Source organism: Nocardia sp. NPDC050406 (genome assembly GCF_044459025.1).
GTDB lineage: Bacteria > Actinomycetota > Actinomycetes > Mycobacteriales > Mycobacteriaceae > Nocardia.
On sequence record NZ_JBITIM010000001.1, the window covers coordinates 2,198,407 to 2,214,841 of the forward strand.

At 67.1% G+C, this 16,435-nt stretch carries 17 protein-coding genes; 8 read left to right on the plus strand and 9 right to left on the minus strand.

Annotated elements, in window-relative coordinates; genetic code table 11:
- Nucleotides 1-204: 204 nt before the first annotated feature.
- Together gatA and gatC are read right to left on the minus strand one after the other, a co-directional pair.
- Nucleotides 205-1,674 carry an Asp-tRNA(Asn)/Glu-tRNA(Gln) amidotransferase subunit GatA gene (gene gatA, locus ACIBH2_RS10450; RefSeq protein WP_397115575.1) on the minus strand — a complete coding sequence of 490 codons (1,470 nt, stop codon included), beginning with the start codon at nucleotides 1,672-1,674 and terminating at the stop codon, nucleotides 205-207.
- Entirely contained in the window at nucleotides 1,671-1,970 is a 300-nt protein-coding gene (gene gatC, locus ACIBH2_RS10455) for an Asp-tRNA(Asn)/Glu-tRNA(Gln) amidotransferase subunit GatC (protein WP_397115577.1), read from the minus strand. Before gatC ends, gatA begins: the two co-directional genes overlap by 4 nt.
- 249 nt (nucleotides 1,971-2,219) lie before the next feature.
- On the opposite strand from gatC, the gene ACIBH2_RS10460 reads away from it, so the two are divergent.
- Nucleotides 2,220-2,870 carry an amino acid-binding protein gene (locus tag ACIBH2_RS10460; protein ID WP_397115579.1) on the plus strand — a complete coding sequence of 217 codons (651 nt, stop codon included), beginning with the start codon at nucleotides 2,220-2,222 and terminating at the stop codon, nucleotides 2,868-2,870.
- Nucleotides 2,871-3,239: 369 nt separating this feature from the next.
- Here ACIBH2_RS10460 and ACIBH2_RS10465 read toward each other — a convergent pair whose 3' ends face one another.
- Entirely contained in the window at nucleotides 3,240-3,743 is a 504-nt protein-coding gene (locus ACIBH2_RS10465) for a GNAT family N-acetyltransferase (protein ID WP_397115581.1), read from the minus strand.
- A gap of 83 nt (nucleotides 3,744-3,826) precedes the next feature.
- Nucleotides 3,827-5,908 carry an NAD-dependent DNA ligase LigA gene (gene ligA / locus ACIBH2_RS10470; protein WP_397115583.1) on the minus strand — a complete coding sequence of 694 codons (2,082 nt, stop codon included), beginning with the start codon at nucleotides 5,906-5,908 and terminating at the stop codon, nucleotides 3,827-3,829.
- Nucleotides 5,909-6,100: 192 nt separating this feature from the next.
- On the opposite strand from ligA, the gene ACIBH2_RS10475 reads away from it, so the two are divergent.
- Together ACIBH2_RS10475 and ACIBH2_RS10480 are read left to right on the plus strand one after the other, a co-directional pair.
- On the plus strand, nucleotides 6,101-6,694 hold the full coding sequence (locus tag ACIBH2_RS10475; RefSeq protein WP_397115585.1) for a TetR/AcrR family transcriptional regulator: 594 nt from the start codon (nucleotides 6,101-6,103) through the stop codon (nucleotides 6,692-6,694).
- An 18-nt stretch (nucleotides 6,695-6,712) separates the two neighbouring features.
- Nucleotides 6,713-7,951, plus strand: a complete 1,239-nt coding sequence (locus ACIBH2_RS10480; protein ID WP_397115587.1) for a cytochrome P450 — start codon at nucleotides 6,713-6,715, stop codon at nucleotides 7,949-7,951.
- Here ACIBH2_RS10480 and ACIBH2_RS10485 read toward each other — a convergent pair.
- Nucleotides 7,910-8,332, minus strand: coding sequence for a DUF4345 domain-containing protein (locus ACIBH2_RS10485; protein ID WP_397115589.1), 423 nt, complete (start codon nucleotides 8,330-8,332; stop codon nucleotides 7,910-7,912). The genes ACIBH2_RS10480 and ACIBH2_RS10485 overlap by 42 nt on opposite strands.
- 80 nt (nucleotides 8,333-8,412) lie before the next feature.
- Between ACIBH2_RS10485 and ACIBH2_RS10490 the strand changes: the two genes are divergently transcribed.
- On the plus strand, nucleotides 8,413-8,988 hold the full coding sequence (locus ACIBH2_RS10490; RefSeq protein ID WP_397115591.1) for a TetR/AcrR family transcriptional regulator: 576 nt from the start codon (nucleotides 8,413-8,415) through the stop codon (nucleotides 8,986-8,988).
- Nucleotides 8,989-9,028: 40 nt separating this feature from the next.
- Nucleotides 9,029-9,448, plus strand: coding sequence for a PPOX class F420-dependent oxidoreductase (locus tag ACIBH2_RS10495; RefSeq protein ID WP_397115593.1), 420 nt, complete (start codon nucleotides 9,029-9,031; stop codon nucleotides 9,446-9,448).
- 3 nt (nucleotides 9,449-9,451) lie between these two features.
- Here ACIBH2_RS10495 and ACIBH2_RS10500 read toward each other — a convergent pair whose 3' ends face one another.
- Nucleotides 9,452-10,252: an ArsR/SmtB family transcription factor gene (locus ACIBH2_RS10500; protein WP_397115595.1), complete on the minus strand. Its 801-nt coding sequence runs from the start codon at nucleotides 10,250-10,252 to the stop codon at nucleotides 9,452-9,454.
- 103 nt (nucleotides 10,253-10,355) lie between these two features.
- Here ACIBH2_RS10500 and ACIBH2_RS10505 point away from each other — a divergent pair, with 103 nt between their 5' ends.
- Nucleotides 10,356-11,609, plus strand: a complete 1,254-nt coding sequence (locus ACIBH2_RS10505; RefSeq protein WP_397115597.1) for an ATP/GTP-binding protein — start codon at nucleotides 10,356-10,358, stop codon at nucleotides 11,607-11,609.
- A 41-nt stretch (nucleotides 11,610-11,650) separates the two neighbouring features.
- Entirely contained in the window at nucleotides 11,651-12,010 is a 360-nt protein-coding gene (locus ACIBH2_RS10510; protein ID WP_397115599.1) for a hypothetical protein, read from the plus strand.
- Here the strand turns inward: ACIBH2_RS10510 and ACIBH2_RS10515 are convergent.
- Nucleotides 12,007-12,801 (minus strand): SAM-dependent methyltransferase, encoded by a 795-nt coding sequence (locus ACIBH2_RS10515; RefSeq protein WP_397115601.1) that lies wholly within the window; start codon nucleotides 12,799-12,801, stop codon nucleotides 12,007-12,009. The two genes, ACIBH2_RS10510 and ACIBH2_RS10515, sit on opposite strands and share 4 nt — an antisense overlap.
- 176 nt (nucleotides 12,802-12,977) lie before the next feature.
- Here ACIBH2_RS10515 and ACIBH2_RS10520 point away from each other — a divergent pair, with 176 nt between their 5' ends.
- Complete coding sequence (locus tag ACIBH2_RS10520) at nucleotides 12,978-13,484, plus strand: helix-turn-helix domain-containing protein (protein ID WP_397116959.1); 507 nt, start codon at nucleotides 12,978-12,980, stop codon at nucleotides 13,482-13,484.
- Between the two features lie 3 nt (nucleotides 13,485-13,487).
- Here ACIBH2_RS10520 and ACIBH2_RS10525 read toward each other — a convergent pair whose 3' ends face one another.
- Nucleotides 13,488-14,180: a hypothetical protein gene (locus ACIBH2_RS10525; protein ID WP_397115603.1), complete on the minus strand. Its 693-nt coding sequence runs from the start codon at nucleotides 14,178-14,180 to the stop codon at nucleotides 13,488-13,490.
- Nucleotides 14,177-16,339 carry a hypothetical protein gene (locus ACIBH2_RS10530; RefSeq protein WP_397115605.1) on the minus strand — a complete coding sequence of 721 codons (2,163 nt, stop codon included), beginning with the start codon at nucleotides 16,337-16,339 and terminating at the stop codon, nucleotides 14,177-14,179. Before ACIBH2_RS10530 ends, ACIBH2_RS10525 begins: the two co-directional genes overlap by 4 nt.
- Nucleotides 16,340-16,435: the final 96 nt, after the last annotated feature.

Consider the following 16,435-nt stretch of genomic DNA (forward strand, 5'->3'; position numbering starts at 1 on the left):
GCTCAGGTCCATGACGTAGACAGACCCGCGCCGTAGCCAGGCCGCGCCTGCGCCAGATCCACGCCTGAGCCCAGTCCGTACCCGCCCCAGCCCACACAGCGACCCAGTCCGCGTCGATAAGTGGGCCGTTGCCCCGATAACGGCCGAGCCCCTCTCACGCAACGTGAGAGGGGCTCGGCCGTAGGACCATCCGTCAGCAGGCGCTCAGGCGATCGCCCCGCGCGCCGCCTCGTACGCCGCCCCGACCCGGTACAACCGGTCATCGGCCAGCGCCGGAGCCATGATCTGCAAGCCCACCGGCATGCCGTCGTCCTGGCTCAGCCCGGACGGCACCGACATGGCGCAGTGCCCGGCCAGGTTGGTGGGCAGCGTGCACAGATCCGACAGGTACATGGCCAGCGGGTCGTTGACCTTCTCGCCCAGCTTCCACGGCGTGAACGGGCTGGTCGGCGAGACCAGCACATCGACGCTCTCGTAGGCCTTGTCGAAGTCCTGCGCGATGAGCGTGCGCACCTTCAGCGCCTGCCCATAGAACGCGTCGTAGTAACCCGCCGACAGCGCGTAGGTGCCGATCATGATGCGGCGCTTGACCTCCGGCCCGAATCCGGCCGCGCGGGTCATGGACATGACCTGCTCGGCCGAGTGCGAACCGTCGTCGCCGACGCGCAGGCCGTAGCGCATGGCATCGAAGCGCGCCAGGTTCGACGACACCTCCGACGGCAGGATCAGGTAGTAGGAGGCGAGCGCGTACTCGAAGTGCGGGCACGACACCTCGACCACCTCGGCCCCGAGATCCTTCAGCTGCGCGACGGCGGTATCGAAGGAGGAGAGCACGCCGGGCTGGTAGGAGTCGGAGTGCAGTTCCTTGACCACACCGACCTTCACGCCCTTCAGGTCACCGGACCCACCCTCTCGGGCGGCGGCGACCACGGGCGGCACCGGCACATCGCGCGAGGTGGAGTCGCGCGGGTCGTATCCGGCGATCACCTCGTGAAGCAGCGCGGTGTCGAGGACGGTGCGACCACACGGCCCACCCTGATCCAGCGACGACGCGCAGGCGACGAGGCCGTAGCGCGACACCGTGCCGTAGGTGGGCTTGGTGCCGACGGTCGCGGTCACGGCCGCGGGCTGGCGAATCGAGCCGCCGGTATCGGTGCCGATGGCCAGGGGCGCCTGGTACGAGGCCAGGGCGGCCGCCGAGCCGCCACCCGAACCGCCCGGAATTCGACTGTGGTCCCAGGGATTCCGCGTCGGGCCGTACGCCGAGTTCTCGGTGGAGGAGCCCATGGCGAACTCGTCCATATTGGTCTTGCCCAGAATCGGGATACCGGCGGCGCGCAGCCGCGCGGTGACCGTGGCGTCGTAGGGCGCGACCCAACCCTCGAGGATCTTGGACCCGCAGGTGGTCGGCTGATCGGTGGTGGTGAAAACGTCCTTGAGCGCCAAAGGAACACCGGCGAGCGGCGAGGCGACCTCGCCCGCGGCGACCGCGCGGTCCACCTCGGCGGCGGCCGCGAGGGCCTGTTCACCGGAGACGTGCAGGAAGGCGTTGATCTCGCCGTCGACCTCGGCGATGCGCTGGATGTGCGCCTCGGTCACCTCGACCGAGGAGACCTCGCGCGCGTGGATCTTCTCCGCCAGCTCGGCAGCCGACAGCTTCGTCAGGTCGTTCATTCGCCCTCTCCCAGGATCTGCGGAACCATGAACCGCTGCTCCTCGACCGCCGGAGCGCCGGACAGCGCCTGCTCCGGGGTGAGGCACGGCACGGTCTCGTCCGGGCGGGTCACATTGGTCGTCGGGTTCGGCGACGCGGTGGCCGGGACGTCGGCCGCGGCGACCTCGGAAATGGCCTTGACGTGGTTCAGGATCGAATCCAGCTGACCGGCGTACAGGTCCAGTTCTTCCTCGGTGAGAGCGAGCCGGGACAACCGGGCGAGGTGTGCGACCTCGTCTCGGGAGATGTCGGGCACCGCGGGACCCCTTTCGCGTGGTTCTAGCATGGTGATTCGGCCGTGTGACAGCCTAGCGACTCGCATGCGACCGTCCGTCAACGGTCACCGACCATGGCGGGTGCACTCGATAGCCGCCACAATGAACAGTGGCCCGCGTCACCGCGATACCTTCGACTCGATAACCGTCGCACTTGGGTGTAAGTATTGCCAGACTCGGGTATTAGTCCCAAGTTCTCGATCGCGCACTAGTGAAAGGAAGGCAAGCACGTGTCTTTTCTGCTCCGCGTGCAACTTCCGGATCGCCCAGGAAGTCTCGGCTCACTCGCCCTCGCGCTGGGCTCCGTCGGTGCCGACATCCTCTCGCTGGATGTCGTGGAACGCGGTGACGGCTACGCGATCGACGACATCGTGGTGGAGGTACCACCGGGCGCCCTCCCCGACACCCTGATCACCGCCGCCGAATCCCTGGCCGACGTGCTCGTGGACTCGCTGCGCCCGTACTCCGGGATGCTCGACACGCATCGGGAACTCGAGCTCATCGACCAGGTGGCCAGCGCCCACGACGACCGCCTGCAGGTGCTCGTCGACGGCGTCCCGCGCGTGCTGCGGGTCGGCTGGAGCACCGTCATCGATATGGGCCCGCAAGGCGCGTACCGCGTGGTCGGCAGCCAGAGCGCCCCGTCCACCCAAGCGGGCTCCGCCCCCTGGATGCCCCTGGAGAAGCCCTCGGTCCTCGACGGCGAATCCGACTGGGTCCCCCAGATCTGGCGCGATATGGACACCAAACTCGCCGCCGCCCCCCTCGGCGACACCGGCAAGGTCCTGCTCCTCGGCCGCCCCGGCGGCCCCGACTTCCGCCCCTCGGAAGTAGCCCGCCTGGGCTACCTCACGGGCATAATCGCCACAGTCCTCGGCTGACCCGAACCCAGGCCAGCACAGGACATTTCGCGCCTCCGCACCGCATCGCGGGGGCGCGATTTCCTGCTGCCGGTGCTGCCGGACGGGGAGCGGGCTACGCGGGTGTCGTGCCGAATTTCGGCACGGCGCGCCGACCAGCCTCACGACGGCGGGTGCGCGATGGCGGCTGCGCGACAGGGGGTGCGCGACAGCGGGTGCGCGAGGGGCACGGGTCGCGAGAACGCATCGTGGCCCGCAGGCCGCACCAATCCCCTTCGCGCGCAAGAGCGAGACGCGTTCGATGTCGAGTTCGCTTGGCATCGCGGTCCGGGGCGGCCCGACACAGCCTTCCGGTCGCTCGGGCCGGGAGCGCTACACGCGGGAGACGCCTCAGCTGGCGAGTGGTAGTCGCATGACCGTCAGGTGTGTGCCCGCCATGGTGCGCCAATCTCGTTCCGGCGCATGGAGAAAGCCGAGGCGGTCGTAGAGGCGGCGGGCGTCGGCCATGGTGGGCATGGTGGTGAGGACGACGGCGTCGCGGGTTTCGGCGCGGGCGATATCGATGACGTGGCGGACCAGGGCCGAGCCCACGCCCAGGCCGCGGGCCCGCTTGGCGACCGCCAGCATGCGGAATTCGAGTTCGCCGTCCCGGGCGATATCGGCGAAGGGCGTACCCGGCCGGGCGACGGTAACCGACCCGACCACCTCACCCTCGTGCACCGCCACCAGGATCTCGGCCGCGGCGGCACGAGTGGCGGTATCGGCCAACTCCAGCACGTAATCACTCTCGGGATTCACATGCCCCTCCCCCACATACACCTCGACCGTCAGCGCACCGACCGCCCCGAACTCACCCGCACGCACATCCCGAACCTCCACCGCGGACACACCCATCACCTCTCGTCCCGAACCCACAAGGGGGAACTGGTGGCGGCGGCCACTCGCACGATGCCGCCACCAGTTCCCCTTGATCTTGGTTACTCCGCGACGGCGTCGGGGCCGCCCTCGAGGAGGCGGCGGAAGCCGTCCTCATCGAGGATAGGGACGCCCAGTTCCTCGGCCTTGGCGGCCTTGGATCCGGGGGCGTCGCCGATGACTACGTAGGCGGTCTTCTTGGAGACCGAGCTGGCGGCCTTGCCGCCGCGGACCAGGATGGCCTCCTTGGCCCCGTCGCGCGTAAAGCCTTGCAGGGAACCGGTTACCACGATGGAGAGCCCCTCGAGATTGCGCTCGATGGACTCGTCGCGCTCGTCCTCCATGCGCACCCCGGCGGCGCGCCACTTGTCGACGATGGCGCGATGCCAGTCGACGGTGAACCACTCCGTCGCCGCGGCGGCAATGGTGGGCCCGACGCCGTCGGTGGCGGCGAGCTCCTCCACGGAGGCAGCCTGAATGCGCTCCATACTGCCGAACTCCGCCGCCAGCGCCCGCGCCGCGGTGGGACCCACGTGCCGGATGGACAGCCCCACCAGCACCCGCCACAGCGGCCGGTCCTTGGCGGTTTCGATATTCTCCAGCAGCTTCTTGCCGTTCGCCGACAGCGTGCCGCTCTTGTTGGTGAAAAGCGTTGTGGTGAGCAGCTTTTCCTCGGTCAGGTCGAACAGGTCGCCCTCGTCGGCGATGGCTCCCGACTTGAGCAGGTCGATGGCCGCCTCGTAGCCGAGTGCCTCGATATCGAACGCGCCGCGACCCGCGACGTGGAAGACCCGCTCCCGCAACTGCGCCGGGCAGTACTGCTGATTCGGGCAGCGGATATCCGCGTCGCCCTCCTTGGCGGGGGCGAGTTCGGTGCCGCACTCGGGACAGTGCGTGGGCATGACGAACTCCCGCTCGCTGCCATCGCGCGCGTCCACCACCGGCCCGAGCACCTCGGGAATGACGTCACCAGCCTTGCGCAGTGTGATGGTGTCGCCGATGAGCACGCCCTTGCGCTTCACCTCGGAGGCATTGTGCAGCGTCGCCATGGCCACGGTGGAGCCCGCCACGGTGACCGGCTCCATCACCGCGAACGGCGTAACCCGGCCGGTACGACCCACATTCACCTGGATGTCGAGGAGTTTGGTGGTCGCCTCCTCGGGCGGGTACTTGTAGGCGATGGCCCAGCGCGGCGCGCGCGAGGTCGCACCCAGGCGGCGCTGCAACGAGAACTCGTCGACCTTGACCACCTGGCCGTCGATCTCGTGCTCGATATCGTGGCGGTGCTCGCCCCAGTAGTGGACGCGCTCCACCACCGCGTCCGCGCCCCGCACCCGCACGGTGTGCGAGGACACCGGCAGCCCCCATGCCGCCAGCGCGCGATAGGCCTCGTACTGCGATTCCGGCGTCCACCCCTCGATCCGCCCGAAGCCGTGGCAGATCATCCGCAACTTGCGCCGGGCGGTGATCGCGGGATCCTTCTGGCGCAGCGATCCGGCGGCGGTATTGCGCGGATTCGCGTACGGCGGTTTACCTTCCGCGACGATCGCGGCATTGAGCGCCTCGAAATCCTCGAGGGTCATGTACGCCTCGCCGCGCACCTCGAGCAACGCGGGCACCGGGAATTCGTCGTTCGGCGTCAGCACGTGCGGAATGTCGTCGATGGTGCGGGCATTGAGGGTGACGTCCTCACCCGTGCGCCCATCACCGCGGGTCGCGCCGCGGGTCAGCCGTCCGTTCTCGTAGACCAGGTTGAGCGCGACGCCGTCGATCTTGACCTCGCACACGTAGTGGATGTCGCCGCCGGTCTCGGCCTCCACCTTGCTGATCCACTGCCGCATCTCGTCATCGTTGAAGACATTGTCGAGCGAGTACATGCGCTCGAGGTGATCGACCGGCTGGAATTCGGTGGTGAACCCGCCGCCGACCACCTGGGTCGGCGAATCGGGCGTGCGTAGATCCGGATGGGCCTCTTCCAGGGCCAGCAGCCGTTGGTACAGCTGGTCGAATTCCCCGTCGGTAATGATCGGCGCGTCCCGCACGTAGTAGCGGAACTGATGGTCGCGAACCTCCTCCGCCAGCCGCTGCCACACCACGCGCTCGTCCCCAGTCGCCGGGGTGATCTCCATACCCGATTCGCTCACAACCTGCACACTAGCCGAGCGCACCGACAGGTTTGCGCGACATTCCCGCACGTCGCGCCGGTATCGCAGCCAGATTGCGACCGGTCGGCACGGTCTGCGGCAGCGGGTTTCGGACGTGTGGACGCCAGGAAGTACTAACTTGCTTCCAGCAAGCGCACTCTGGAGTTGTCCAAGTGATTGATTGGAGAACCCGTGGCGGACAGTACTCGCGACCGCATCCTCGACGAGGCGCTGCGCCTGTTCGCCGATCAGGGGTACGCCGGTACCTCGGTCGCCGCCATCGAGGCCGCCGCCGGACTCTCACCGCACTCCGGCGCGCTCTACACGCACTTCGGTTCCAAGGAGCAGGTGATGTCGGCCGCGGTGGAACGCGCCGTGGCGACCTCCGCGGGCGCTTTCGCCCTCGCGCCGATGCTGTCGCTGGGCAATCTCACCGCGGAACTGACCCTCGTGGCGCGCGGCTCGCTCATGCTGCTGCACCTGTGGCGCAATCTGATTCGCGTCATGACCAAGGAGAGCGACAAGTTCCCGGCGGTCATGGCGCAGGCCCGCGAGCGGCTATTCGCGCCCTCACGCCGGTTCCTGGCGGACTGGCTGGCCGAGCAGGCCGCCGACGACGGCGTGGACCGCGATGTCGAGGCCATCACCGCGATCTGGCAGGGGGCGCTCGAAAACTATTGGGCCGCCGCCTATCTCTACGACGATCCGCCATTCGAGATGGACGACGAACGGTTCATCCAGCAATGGGTCAACACGCTTCGCGCCGCCCTGGGCGCGACACCCTGATAGTTCAGGAGGGCCATCATGGCCGAAACCCGCACCATCGCCTTCGATCTCAATGATCCCGCGGTGATCGCGAATCCCTATCCGCACTACGCGTGGCTGCGTGACGAAGCGCCGGTCCACCATTCGACTACGCTCGATGTGTGGTTGCTCAGCCGCCACGACGATGTGGCCATGGCGCTGCGTGACTCGACCCGGTTCTCCTCGGATCTCTATGCGGCGGAGGACTTCTCGAACAACCCATTCAATCCCGGCATGTCGTTGCCGCGCTGGCTCACCCGGGCTGTGCAGCACCTGCCGCCGGTGCGAACCCTGCTGACCAGTGATCCGCCCCAGCACACTCGGCTGCGCAAGAAGGTGAGCCGAGCCTTCGCGCCGCGCCGAATCGCCGCCCTGGAGCCACGAATTCGCGATATCACCGAGCGTCTGGTGGACGACCTCCTCGCCCACGGCAAGGGTGGAGCGACGGATGTGACCCGCGATCTCGCGCAACCGTTGCCCACCTTGGTCATCGCCGAGCTCATGGGTATCCCGTCGCAGCGGCGCGCCGATTTCCAACGCTGGTCCGACGGGCTGGTCAACGGCCTGCTCACCGGCGGCGATCTGCGGCGAATGATGGTGAGCGCCATCAGGATCCTGGCCTATTTCACCCGCGTCGTCCGCCAGCGCCGCCGCCGTCCCGGTGACGATCTGATCAGTCTGCTGATCACCCCGGACGCCGACGGCACGCTGAGCACGGTCGAACTGGTGAATTTCTGCATCCTGCTGCTGATCGGCGGGCATGAGACCACGACCAATCTGATCTCCAATGCCGTTGCGGCACTGCTGGATCGGCCGCAGCTGTGGCAGCGCCTGAGCCAGGATCCCGAACTGGCCCCGGCCGCCGTGGAGGAGACCCTGCGCTACGACGGTCCCGCCCAGAGCCTGCTGCGCATCACCACCACCGAGGTCACCTTGCACGGCGTGACCATCCCGGCCGGTGCCCGCGTCCTGCCGCTACTGGGTGCGGCCAATCGCGACCCCCGGCACTGGGACGACCCGGAGAATTTCCGTCTGGATCGAAACCGCCACGACCACATAGCCTTCGGCATCGGCATGCACTACTGCATCGCCAATGCCCTGGCCCGTATGGAAGGGCGCATAGCGCTCGAAATCCTGGCCCGACGGGCTCCGCACCTCACGAGTGCGGGCGAACCCGTCCGCATTCCCAGCCCCGTTCTACGCGGGCTGCGCTCCCTGCCGGTGCACATAGGCACCTGAATTCACCCGCTTCTCGTCGGCGTCGGCCAGCCAGAAGTACAGCGGCGGCAGCACCAGTTCGATGACGGTCAGCACGATTTGGAACCACTGCGGCTGACCCGCCACCGCCATGGACAGCAGCCGACCGACGCCGCCGAGCAGGAAGATCCCGGCCAGCCGTCGCACCGCGGACGCCGGTATCGGGGCCTGCCGCGCCGCCCAGAGCCAGGCCAGGCCGTAGCCGAGAAATATCGCGCCGTAATACCTTTCGCGACTGTCGACGGTGGCGTCGGCGGAACCCTCGCCCGGTACCGAGTGAATCCCCAAGGCGAAGTGGAAGATTCCGATCGCGACGCACGCGACGCCCATGGCCACCACGAGCCCTTTCAACACCTTGGCCACTTCCCACCTCCGCTAGTAGACGTGTGTCTACTACGTGACGGTACGACGCTAATAGACACGCGTCAACTAAGCTGTGGGCCATGCCTCCCCGCCGCCGCCTCACCCCCGACGAACGTCGCGGTCAACTCCTCGACGTGGGGGCCGAACTGTTCGCCGAGCGGCCTTACGACGAGGTGCTCATGGAACAGGTCGCCGAGCGGGCGGGCGTCTCACGCGCGCTGCTCTACCGGCACTTTCCGGCCAAGCGCGACCTTTTCGCGGCCATCTACGAACGCTCCGCCGAACAGCGGCTCACCGAGGCCGCGCTCGACCCCGCACTGCCGTTGCCCGAGCGGCTCGCCGCCGCGCTCGACACCCATATCGACTATTTCGCGGCCAATCGCCACACCGTGCTCGCCGCCAACCGCACCCTGGCCGGGGACCGCACCATTCAGGCGATCATGGCCACCCATCACGCGCGGCTGCGCGACCAGCTGCTCGACACCACCGGCCTCACCGACACCGAGCGCGCGGCGACCTCGGCCGTCCTGCTGAGCTGGCTCGTCTTCGTCCACGTCCTGTGCGTGGAATGGCTGGAGCGCGAGAACTTCTCGCGCGCGGAGCTGCGCGACGCCTGTGTCGGCGCGCTGCTGGGCGCGCTGTCGCACGGCCGCTGAGACCCGGAACACTCCGGATACCCATCAGGTTGGAGGAGATATGGAACTCGAGACCGCGCTGGAATTCGCGCGCACCCATCGCAACTCCGTGCTCGCCACCATTCGCAAGGACACCCGGCCGCAGCTGTCCAATGTGAATCACTGGGTCGGCGACGACGACATCATTCGCGTCTCCATCACCGCCGATCGGGCCAAGTACCACAACTTGAAGCGCGAGCCGTGGGCGGCGATTCACGTCTCGCGCGACGACTTCTGGGGTTACGCGGTACTCGAGGGCAAGGCCGACCTGTCCCCCGTCGCGGCCGAACCCGACGATGCCACCGTCGAGGAGTTGATCGCCTACTACCGGGCGCTCAGCGGCGAACACCCGGATTGGGACGACTACCGTCGCGCCATGGTCGCCGATCGCCGCGTCGTACTGCGGATCACGCCGACCCGCGTGTACGGCGCGCTCGGCTGAATCTCACTGGGACTCAGCGGGTTCCGGCAGCACGTCGCCGGTCTCGAGGAGCGTCTTGAGGCTGGACAGGATGCCGGGCCAGCCCTCGCGCACACCGGCCAGCATCTTGCTGTCGGGGCCGAAACCCTTGTGCACGACAGTGAGTTTCACGATCTCGCCCTGCGGTTCGATCTCGAAGGTGACCGTCGAACGAGGTTCGGCGGCCAGCGCGGCGGTGTCTTCCGGGCTGAATTCGAACTGCTCGCCGAAGGCCTGGTCGACGGTGTGCCAGGTGTAGGAGAGGCGGCGGTACGGCTCGGCCTCGAGGACGCGCTGCTCGGGATCTTTGCTCACCCAACCGAATTGCTCCCAACCCATGGGTGAGCCGGGCTGCCAGTCGGTGTCGAAGGTGGCGCCCCAGTAGCGCTTGGTGAAGGCCGGATCGGTCAGTGCCCGCCACAGCTGTTCGGGGGTGGTCTTGATGTAGGTGGTGTAGACGAATTCGTCGTTGCTCATGGTCGCGCTCTCCAATGCGGTTTTGAGGTCGGCGAGTGCGTGCACCCGCGCGCGGTCGTAGCGGTGGATCCAGCGGTCGGCGATGGCGTTGACGGGGTCGGCGTTCAAGTAGTGCAGCTTCTCCCGGCCGTGGCGGCGGGTGGTGACCAGATTGGCCGCCTCCAGGACGGCCAGGTGTTTGCTCACTGCCTGACGGGTCATGTCCAGGCCCTCGCAGAGTTCCCGCAAGGTCTGGCCATTGCGGTCGTTGAGGCTGTCGAGCAACCGGCGACGACTGGGGTCGGCCAGTGCCTTGAACACCTCGTCCACGCTTTCACCTCCATATGCAACTCGAAGGTTGCCTATTCCAAATTAGGCAACCTATTGGTTGCCTGTCAACCCCCGCTCGCGGATACCCGTTCCGACCGGCAGGATGGCGAGCGTGTTGCGCAGCTTCCAGGTGACGAATCACAGGTCCCTCGCCGAACCGCAGGAATTGCGGCTCACCCGTGGCAGCGGGCCGGTCGCCGTACCGGTGACCGCCGTGCACGGCGCCGCCGCCACCGGTAAGACCAGCCTCGTCGACGCGCTGTGGCATATGCGCGACGCGGTGTTGAATTCGGTCAGCGGGTGGGATCCCTATGCCGGGCCGGTGCGCACGCCACATCTCGGATTCACCGACCGGCCAACGGAATTCGTGGTCAACTTCGTGGCGGAGGGCTTTCCCTACACGTACGGGTTCAGGCTCGACAATGCCGATGTGAGCGCGGAGTGGCTGCACACGCATCCGCACAATCGCAAGCGGATCATCTTCGAGCGCGCCGGGGAGGATATTCGCATCGGTCCGATGTTCGAGGCGGCCCGCTTCGGCATCGGGGCGCTGGTGCCGCTGGTGCGGCCGAACGCGTTGCTGCTCAGCCTGTCCGGGCAGTTGTACGCCGAGGCGCTGGTGCCCGCCTATCGCTGGTTCCAGTCGCTGCTGGAGGTGCAGCGCGGGCAGCCGGACGCCCAGGCCGTCGTGCACCGGCTCGGCAGTCACGTCTCGCGTTCCACCGAGCACGCGGCCCGACTGCTCACGCTGCTGCGCTCGAGCGATGTGGGTATCAGCGATCTGCTGGTGCCCGAGCACGACCCCATGTACGCCGACTATCTGCGCGACCTCGATCACGACATCGCCACCACCGCAAAGGAAGTCGACGCCGCCACCTCCTCCCCCGCCCGCGCGGAGACGCTGCTGCGCGAACACGGTCTCACCGTCACGGTGTTGCGGCGCGAACTCACCACGCTCTACGCGGCGCGTGACGCGCTGTACTCGCGCATGGTGGCCCGCCGGGGCGTGGGTCTCGGCCTGGTACACGACGGGATCGACACGGCCTTCGACATCACCGACGAATCCACCGCCACCATCGCGCTCTTGCGCCTGCTCCCACCGATTCTCGACACCCTGGACACCGGCGGCGTGCTGGCCGTCGACGATATCGACACCCACCTCACCCCCGAGGTCGCCGACCTGCTGATTCAGCTGTTCCAGAATCCGGAGACCAATACCCAAGGGGCACAACTGATCTTCACCACATCGAACCGCACCCTCATCGACCGCGGGAACGGGCGCTCACAGAGCAAGCGCACCACGGTCTGGCAGCTGCGGCGGACATCCTCGGGAACCAGCGAACTCACCACGCGCTAGGGCACCGAGGCACTCGCGCCCCAGCGGCCTAGCATGGAGGCATGCTGCTCCAGATCATGTTCATACTCATGATGGCCACCGCCCTAGTGCTGGCCATCGGGTATTTCCGAGGCGGCTGGAACCTGTTCGGCAACCGCGAGCACGAGGCCGGGACGCTGTACGTCACCGGCGTCAGCCCACGCCCGAACGCCCTGGAAGATTCCTACGTCACCATCAGCGGCAACATCTCCGGCCCAAGTCTGGTCGCACACGAAACCTACGGCCGCTTCATCTGGGATATCAACCACTGGCCCTCGATCGGCGAGCAGATCCCGGTCCTGTACCCCAGCGGCAAGCCGGACCATTGGTTCCCCAACCACCCGGGCGCACGCCAGTCCGCCTCGGGCCCCTTCCACGGCTAGCGCCGCACAGCGACGAGCACCCCGACCGCCGGGTCGTCGACAGCCAGCGGCCTGCCGAACGAGGCGACGAGCTCGTCCCAGGAATGGAATTCGGTCTCCCAGCCGTGCGCCTCGAGCCAGGCGGCGGCGTCGGGCCCGAGCCCCCCGGGGGCGCGCGGCGGCGCTTCGTCACCCGAGACCATCCGCCGCAGCTCGGCGTACTGTCCATTGTTCGCATCCACCGCGAACCGCCCGACACCGAAATCACTTCCAGGAGCGGAGAGTTCGGTGATGTCGGCCGCCACGGCGAGAGCCTCCTCGGGCGACAGATACCCGAGCACCCCCTCGTCCACCCACTGCGTCGGCTGCTCTGGACGGAAGCCTTCCGCCAGTAGCGGTGTCACCCAATCGGTACGCAGATCCACCGGCACCACATGCCGTTCACACCGGGGCACCGCCCCCGCCAAGACCGGCTCCTTGAACGAAAACGTCTCCGGCAGATCGATTTCGAACAACCGTGTGCCCTCGGGAAAGTCCATGCGATAGGCGCGAGTGTCCAACCCCGCACCGATCAACACGATTTGCCGAATCCCGCGGTCGACGGCAGCGCGAATCCGGTCGTCCACCAACCGAACTCCCGCACTGCGCCCCTCCTGGAACGTCTCCGCGAGCGCCTCGAGCCGCGCCCACCGCTCCCCGGTGAACCCGCCCCGCGCCGCCTCGACCAGCACCTGCGCCAACGGGTCGTCGTACAGCCGATCCGCCCGCCGCGACTCCCGCGCTCGAATAACCGCCACCCCGATCGCGGTCATAGCGACCCCATCAGTAGGCACCCGCACGTCGACCTCCCCAAACTAACTTGCCGACCGGCTAGTAATCCGGCCACGCCATGCACGCTAGGCTCCAACCGGCCGGTCGTCAAGCACTACGGAAGGACCCGATGGACGGGCGTCGCAGCGACACACGGGACCGAATCCGTTCCGTGGCAATGGAATTGTTCTCCGAGCGCGGGTACGAGAAGACCTCGCTGCGCGAGATCGCCGACCGCCTCGGCATCACCAAGGCCGCCGTCTACTACCACTTCCGCACCAAGGAAGACATCGTGGTGAGCCTGTCGGAGGACCTGCACCGCGGCATAGACGACATAGTCACCTGGGCCCACTCCACCCCACCGACCCCTGCCCGCGCCCAAGAAATCCTCACCCGCTACGGCAGCCTCCTCCACGGGCTGGGCTCCGACATGGTCCGCTTCTGGCACGAAAACCAGCCCGCCTTCCGCGACCTAGGCTTCGGCACCACCCTCCGCTACCAATTCCGCACCCTCGCCGACCTCATGACCGCCCCCACCCCCACGCCCCTGGCCGTATTCCACGCCCGCCAAGCCCTCCTGGCCATCAGCTGGAGCGTCACCATGATGGGCGACCTCCCCCTCACCGACGACGAGCGCTACGAAGCCGCCACCCGAATAGCCGCGGACATCCTCGCCAAGGCATGAGCGTCAGCGAGTCGGCGTAACCACCGGCGTCGTCGGATCCGGCATCTTCTGAACGAACGGCTCCGGCTTGAAGGGATCGCACTCGCGTTCGGCCGACTCCTCGGTCATTTTCAGATCGACGCCGTTGTCCAGCAAAAGCCACCGCGGACCAGAGGGTTTCGGCCCGATAGCAGCCGAACGGTCGGTCCACTGCACCCGCGGGCGAGTCAGTGCGACTTTCGGCCCTTCCGGATCGACTACCTGACCGTCCGTCCGCAGCCAATACACACCCGGGATGTTGAAAGAGCACACCGAAACCTCGATGACGCCGTCGGCCAACTCCTCCGCACTGACAGCGCGGACCGTATAACCTCCGGTGTCATCGACAAAGTCAGGCGTTTCGAATGGCTCAATGAATCGGTCGGCATCGAGATCGACCCGGGTTCGATATTCACGCCGAAACTGCTCGCTTTCCCTGGGGTCAACCATCCGATAGCCACCGACAGTCATCTCGAGCGCGAACTCAGCCGCCGACCGCAGTGGCTCTTCCAGCCGCACTGCGACATCGGTGTAGTACTGCACGGGCGGATACGGAAACGCCGACGGCGTGGTGCTGGGGCCGACCGTTGGCGCATCCGTTTCACCCCCACCGCATGCGGTAAGTGTGAGCGCAGCCAGTACCCCTGCCGCGACGGCCGAGAATTGGATCCGCATCATGAACCACCTTGCTGGCCAAGGTCGATCGCGTAGGACTGACAGTAATCCGTGACGTATTGACCAAGCCCAGTCGTCGTCAGAAAGCTGGTGAAGTCGTTCTGCGCCAGGGAATTCCGACGTATGGTTGCCATGTCGAGTGGACCGTCGTCGGTCCGCAATGTGGGGGGCAACGTACCGGTTGCGTACGCGGCGTTCAGTATCGCTTGGTGGGCGTTGTCGGTCGCTTCGGACTTCAATACCGCTTCGCTGGGCCGTTCCATGAATTCGTACTCAGGCTTTCCCAACCATTCCTGCACTTTGCCCTCCACGGCATCGCCGACCTCCAGGTCGAGTGCGCCTGTCCCGATATCCGCGTGAGGAATCTTCCCCACGGCTTCGTCGGCGAGTTGTCCCGCGATCGACGCGCCGAGCATCTTCGCCTGGTACAGCGCGTCGGTGGGATTCAGGGCCTCCTGCCCCTTCAGCTGATCCTGATGAATCAGTGCATCCCACATCGCATTGTCGACTCGTCCGGACAGTGCGCCCGCATCGCTCAGTGCGAGAGCATTCGGCAATTGGTCCGGATGTTCTCGCATCAACTGCGTGAGCTCCGCTGTTCGATGTTGCTCGACCGCGGTGGTGATATTCAACCGGCCTTCCTCGGAGTAGGAGCCCAGTTGCAACAGGCGGTTGGCTTCCTCCGCCTGCCAGCTGACCCGGCCGTCCGGCATAACGGAGTTCTCCGGAAATCCGGTCGTCCACACCGTCCCGCTGACGGCGTCCAGATTCCCCGCAACCGCCTTACCCACCGCTGTCGCGAGTTCCGGATTCCTGGCGAAGGAGTCCTTCTGCTCCGCCCACACCGTGTCGCCCTTGTCATCCGGGCACAGCATTGTTCCCAGTCCCGCCAGCGCTTCGCGCCCGCGCATTCCGCGCGGGTCGTCGAGCGGGAGCCGTGCTTCTTCCGTGATGCGGTCGATCAAGGTTGCAGCTCCTCGGCCCTTGTCGGAGTTGGACCAGTCGTGGCCGGTGAGGGTGCGGACTGTTTCCTTGGCGTCGTAGTCGTGGGGCATGCCGTCGCCGGTCCAGATTCGGTGGGCGGCATCGTTGTTGCGGCCCGCGAATTCGGTGAATGCGCCTGCGGCGGTGTCGCGGCCCAGGTCGGGTGGGTTGTATTGGTCTTGGACCATGTCGGCGGATTTCAGGTACAGCTGGGTGCCGAGTTCTGTGCCTGGTTCGTAGCCGGGGTTGGTTTCGGCGAGCAGGGATGCCAGGGCGTTGGTGTCTTGCCACTGTTTTTGCAGGGCGACGAGGGGGCCGCCGGGGGTAGCGGGGTCGATCGGGTCCGGGTCGGTGCGGCGGGCTTCGATGAGTTCGCGGATGTCGGCGGGCAGGTCCTGGTAGCTGCCCGCGCCGATGAGCTTTCCGTCGGGGGTGCGGCCGGTGCCGATGTCCTCGTTGCTGATGACGGCGAGTCCGTTGGCGAGCGTATCCCGTTGGGAGGCAGCGACGGTGCTGCCCGATTCCTCCTGGTCCTTCAGGTATTCGCTCAGGGCGAGAACGCCGTCCTTGCCCGCCGCGTTGTAGAAGGCGCGGTAGTAGTCCTGGACTTGGCGCGGGAGCGTATCGACCTCGCCGCCGCTGGCGAGGGTCCGCAGTTGGGCGTCCGTCAGGGGGTGGTCGGGCAGTTGACCGGCGACGCGGGCGAGGACGGCGGGGTCCTGGTCGGGTGTCGGGCCGTCGGCCCATTCGGCCAGGGCCCGGCCGTCTTCTCGGCCGCGCTCTCCGGCTCGGACCACGTCGTCGATCTGTGCCCTGCCTTGACTCGCGCCCAGCACGGCCGCGTCGGTCAGGGGCGTGAACTGTGCTGCCGCTTGGGTTTTCAGCTGTTCGCGCAGAGTGTCGTCGGCGGTCCGGGCGGCAGCGGCTCCGTCGGTGAGATCGAAGATCAATCCCTTGATCTCGGCCTTCTTGCTCTCGTCCAGATCGCGCCACGCGGTTGCGCCGATGACGGTGTCGTCGGTGATGACGTACTCGCTGGGAATCGGGGTGCCCTCCGCGATGGGGAACCCCGCCTTGCCCAGGGCGTCCATGGCGATCTTCGCGCGTTGCAAGGGTGCCTCGATGGCGTACCAGTTGCCGTTGAGCACACCGGCGAGGCCGCGCAGCGCATCGGTCATCGCCGCGACGCGAGTTCGGTCGTCACCCGCACCGCGCTGGGCGGATTCGGCGGCCTTACCGTCCCAGTAGCCGCCGTCGCCGGTGCGCACGACCGC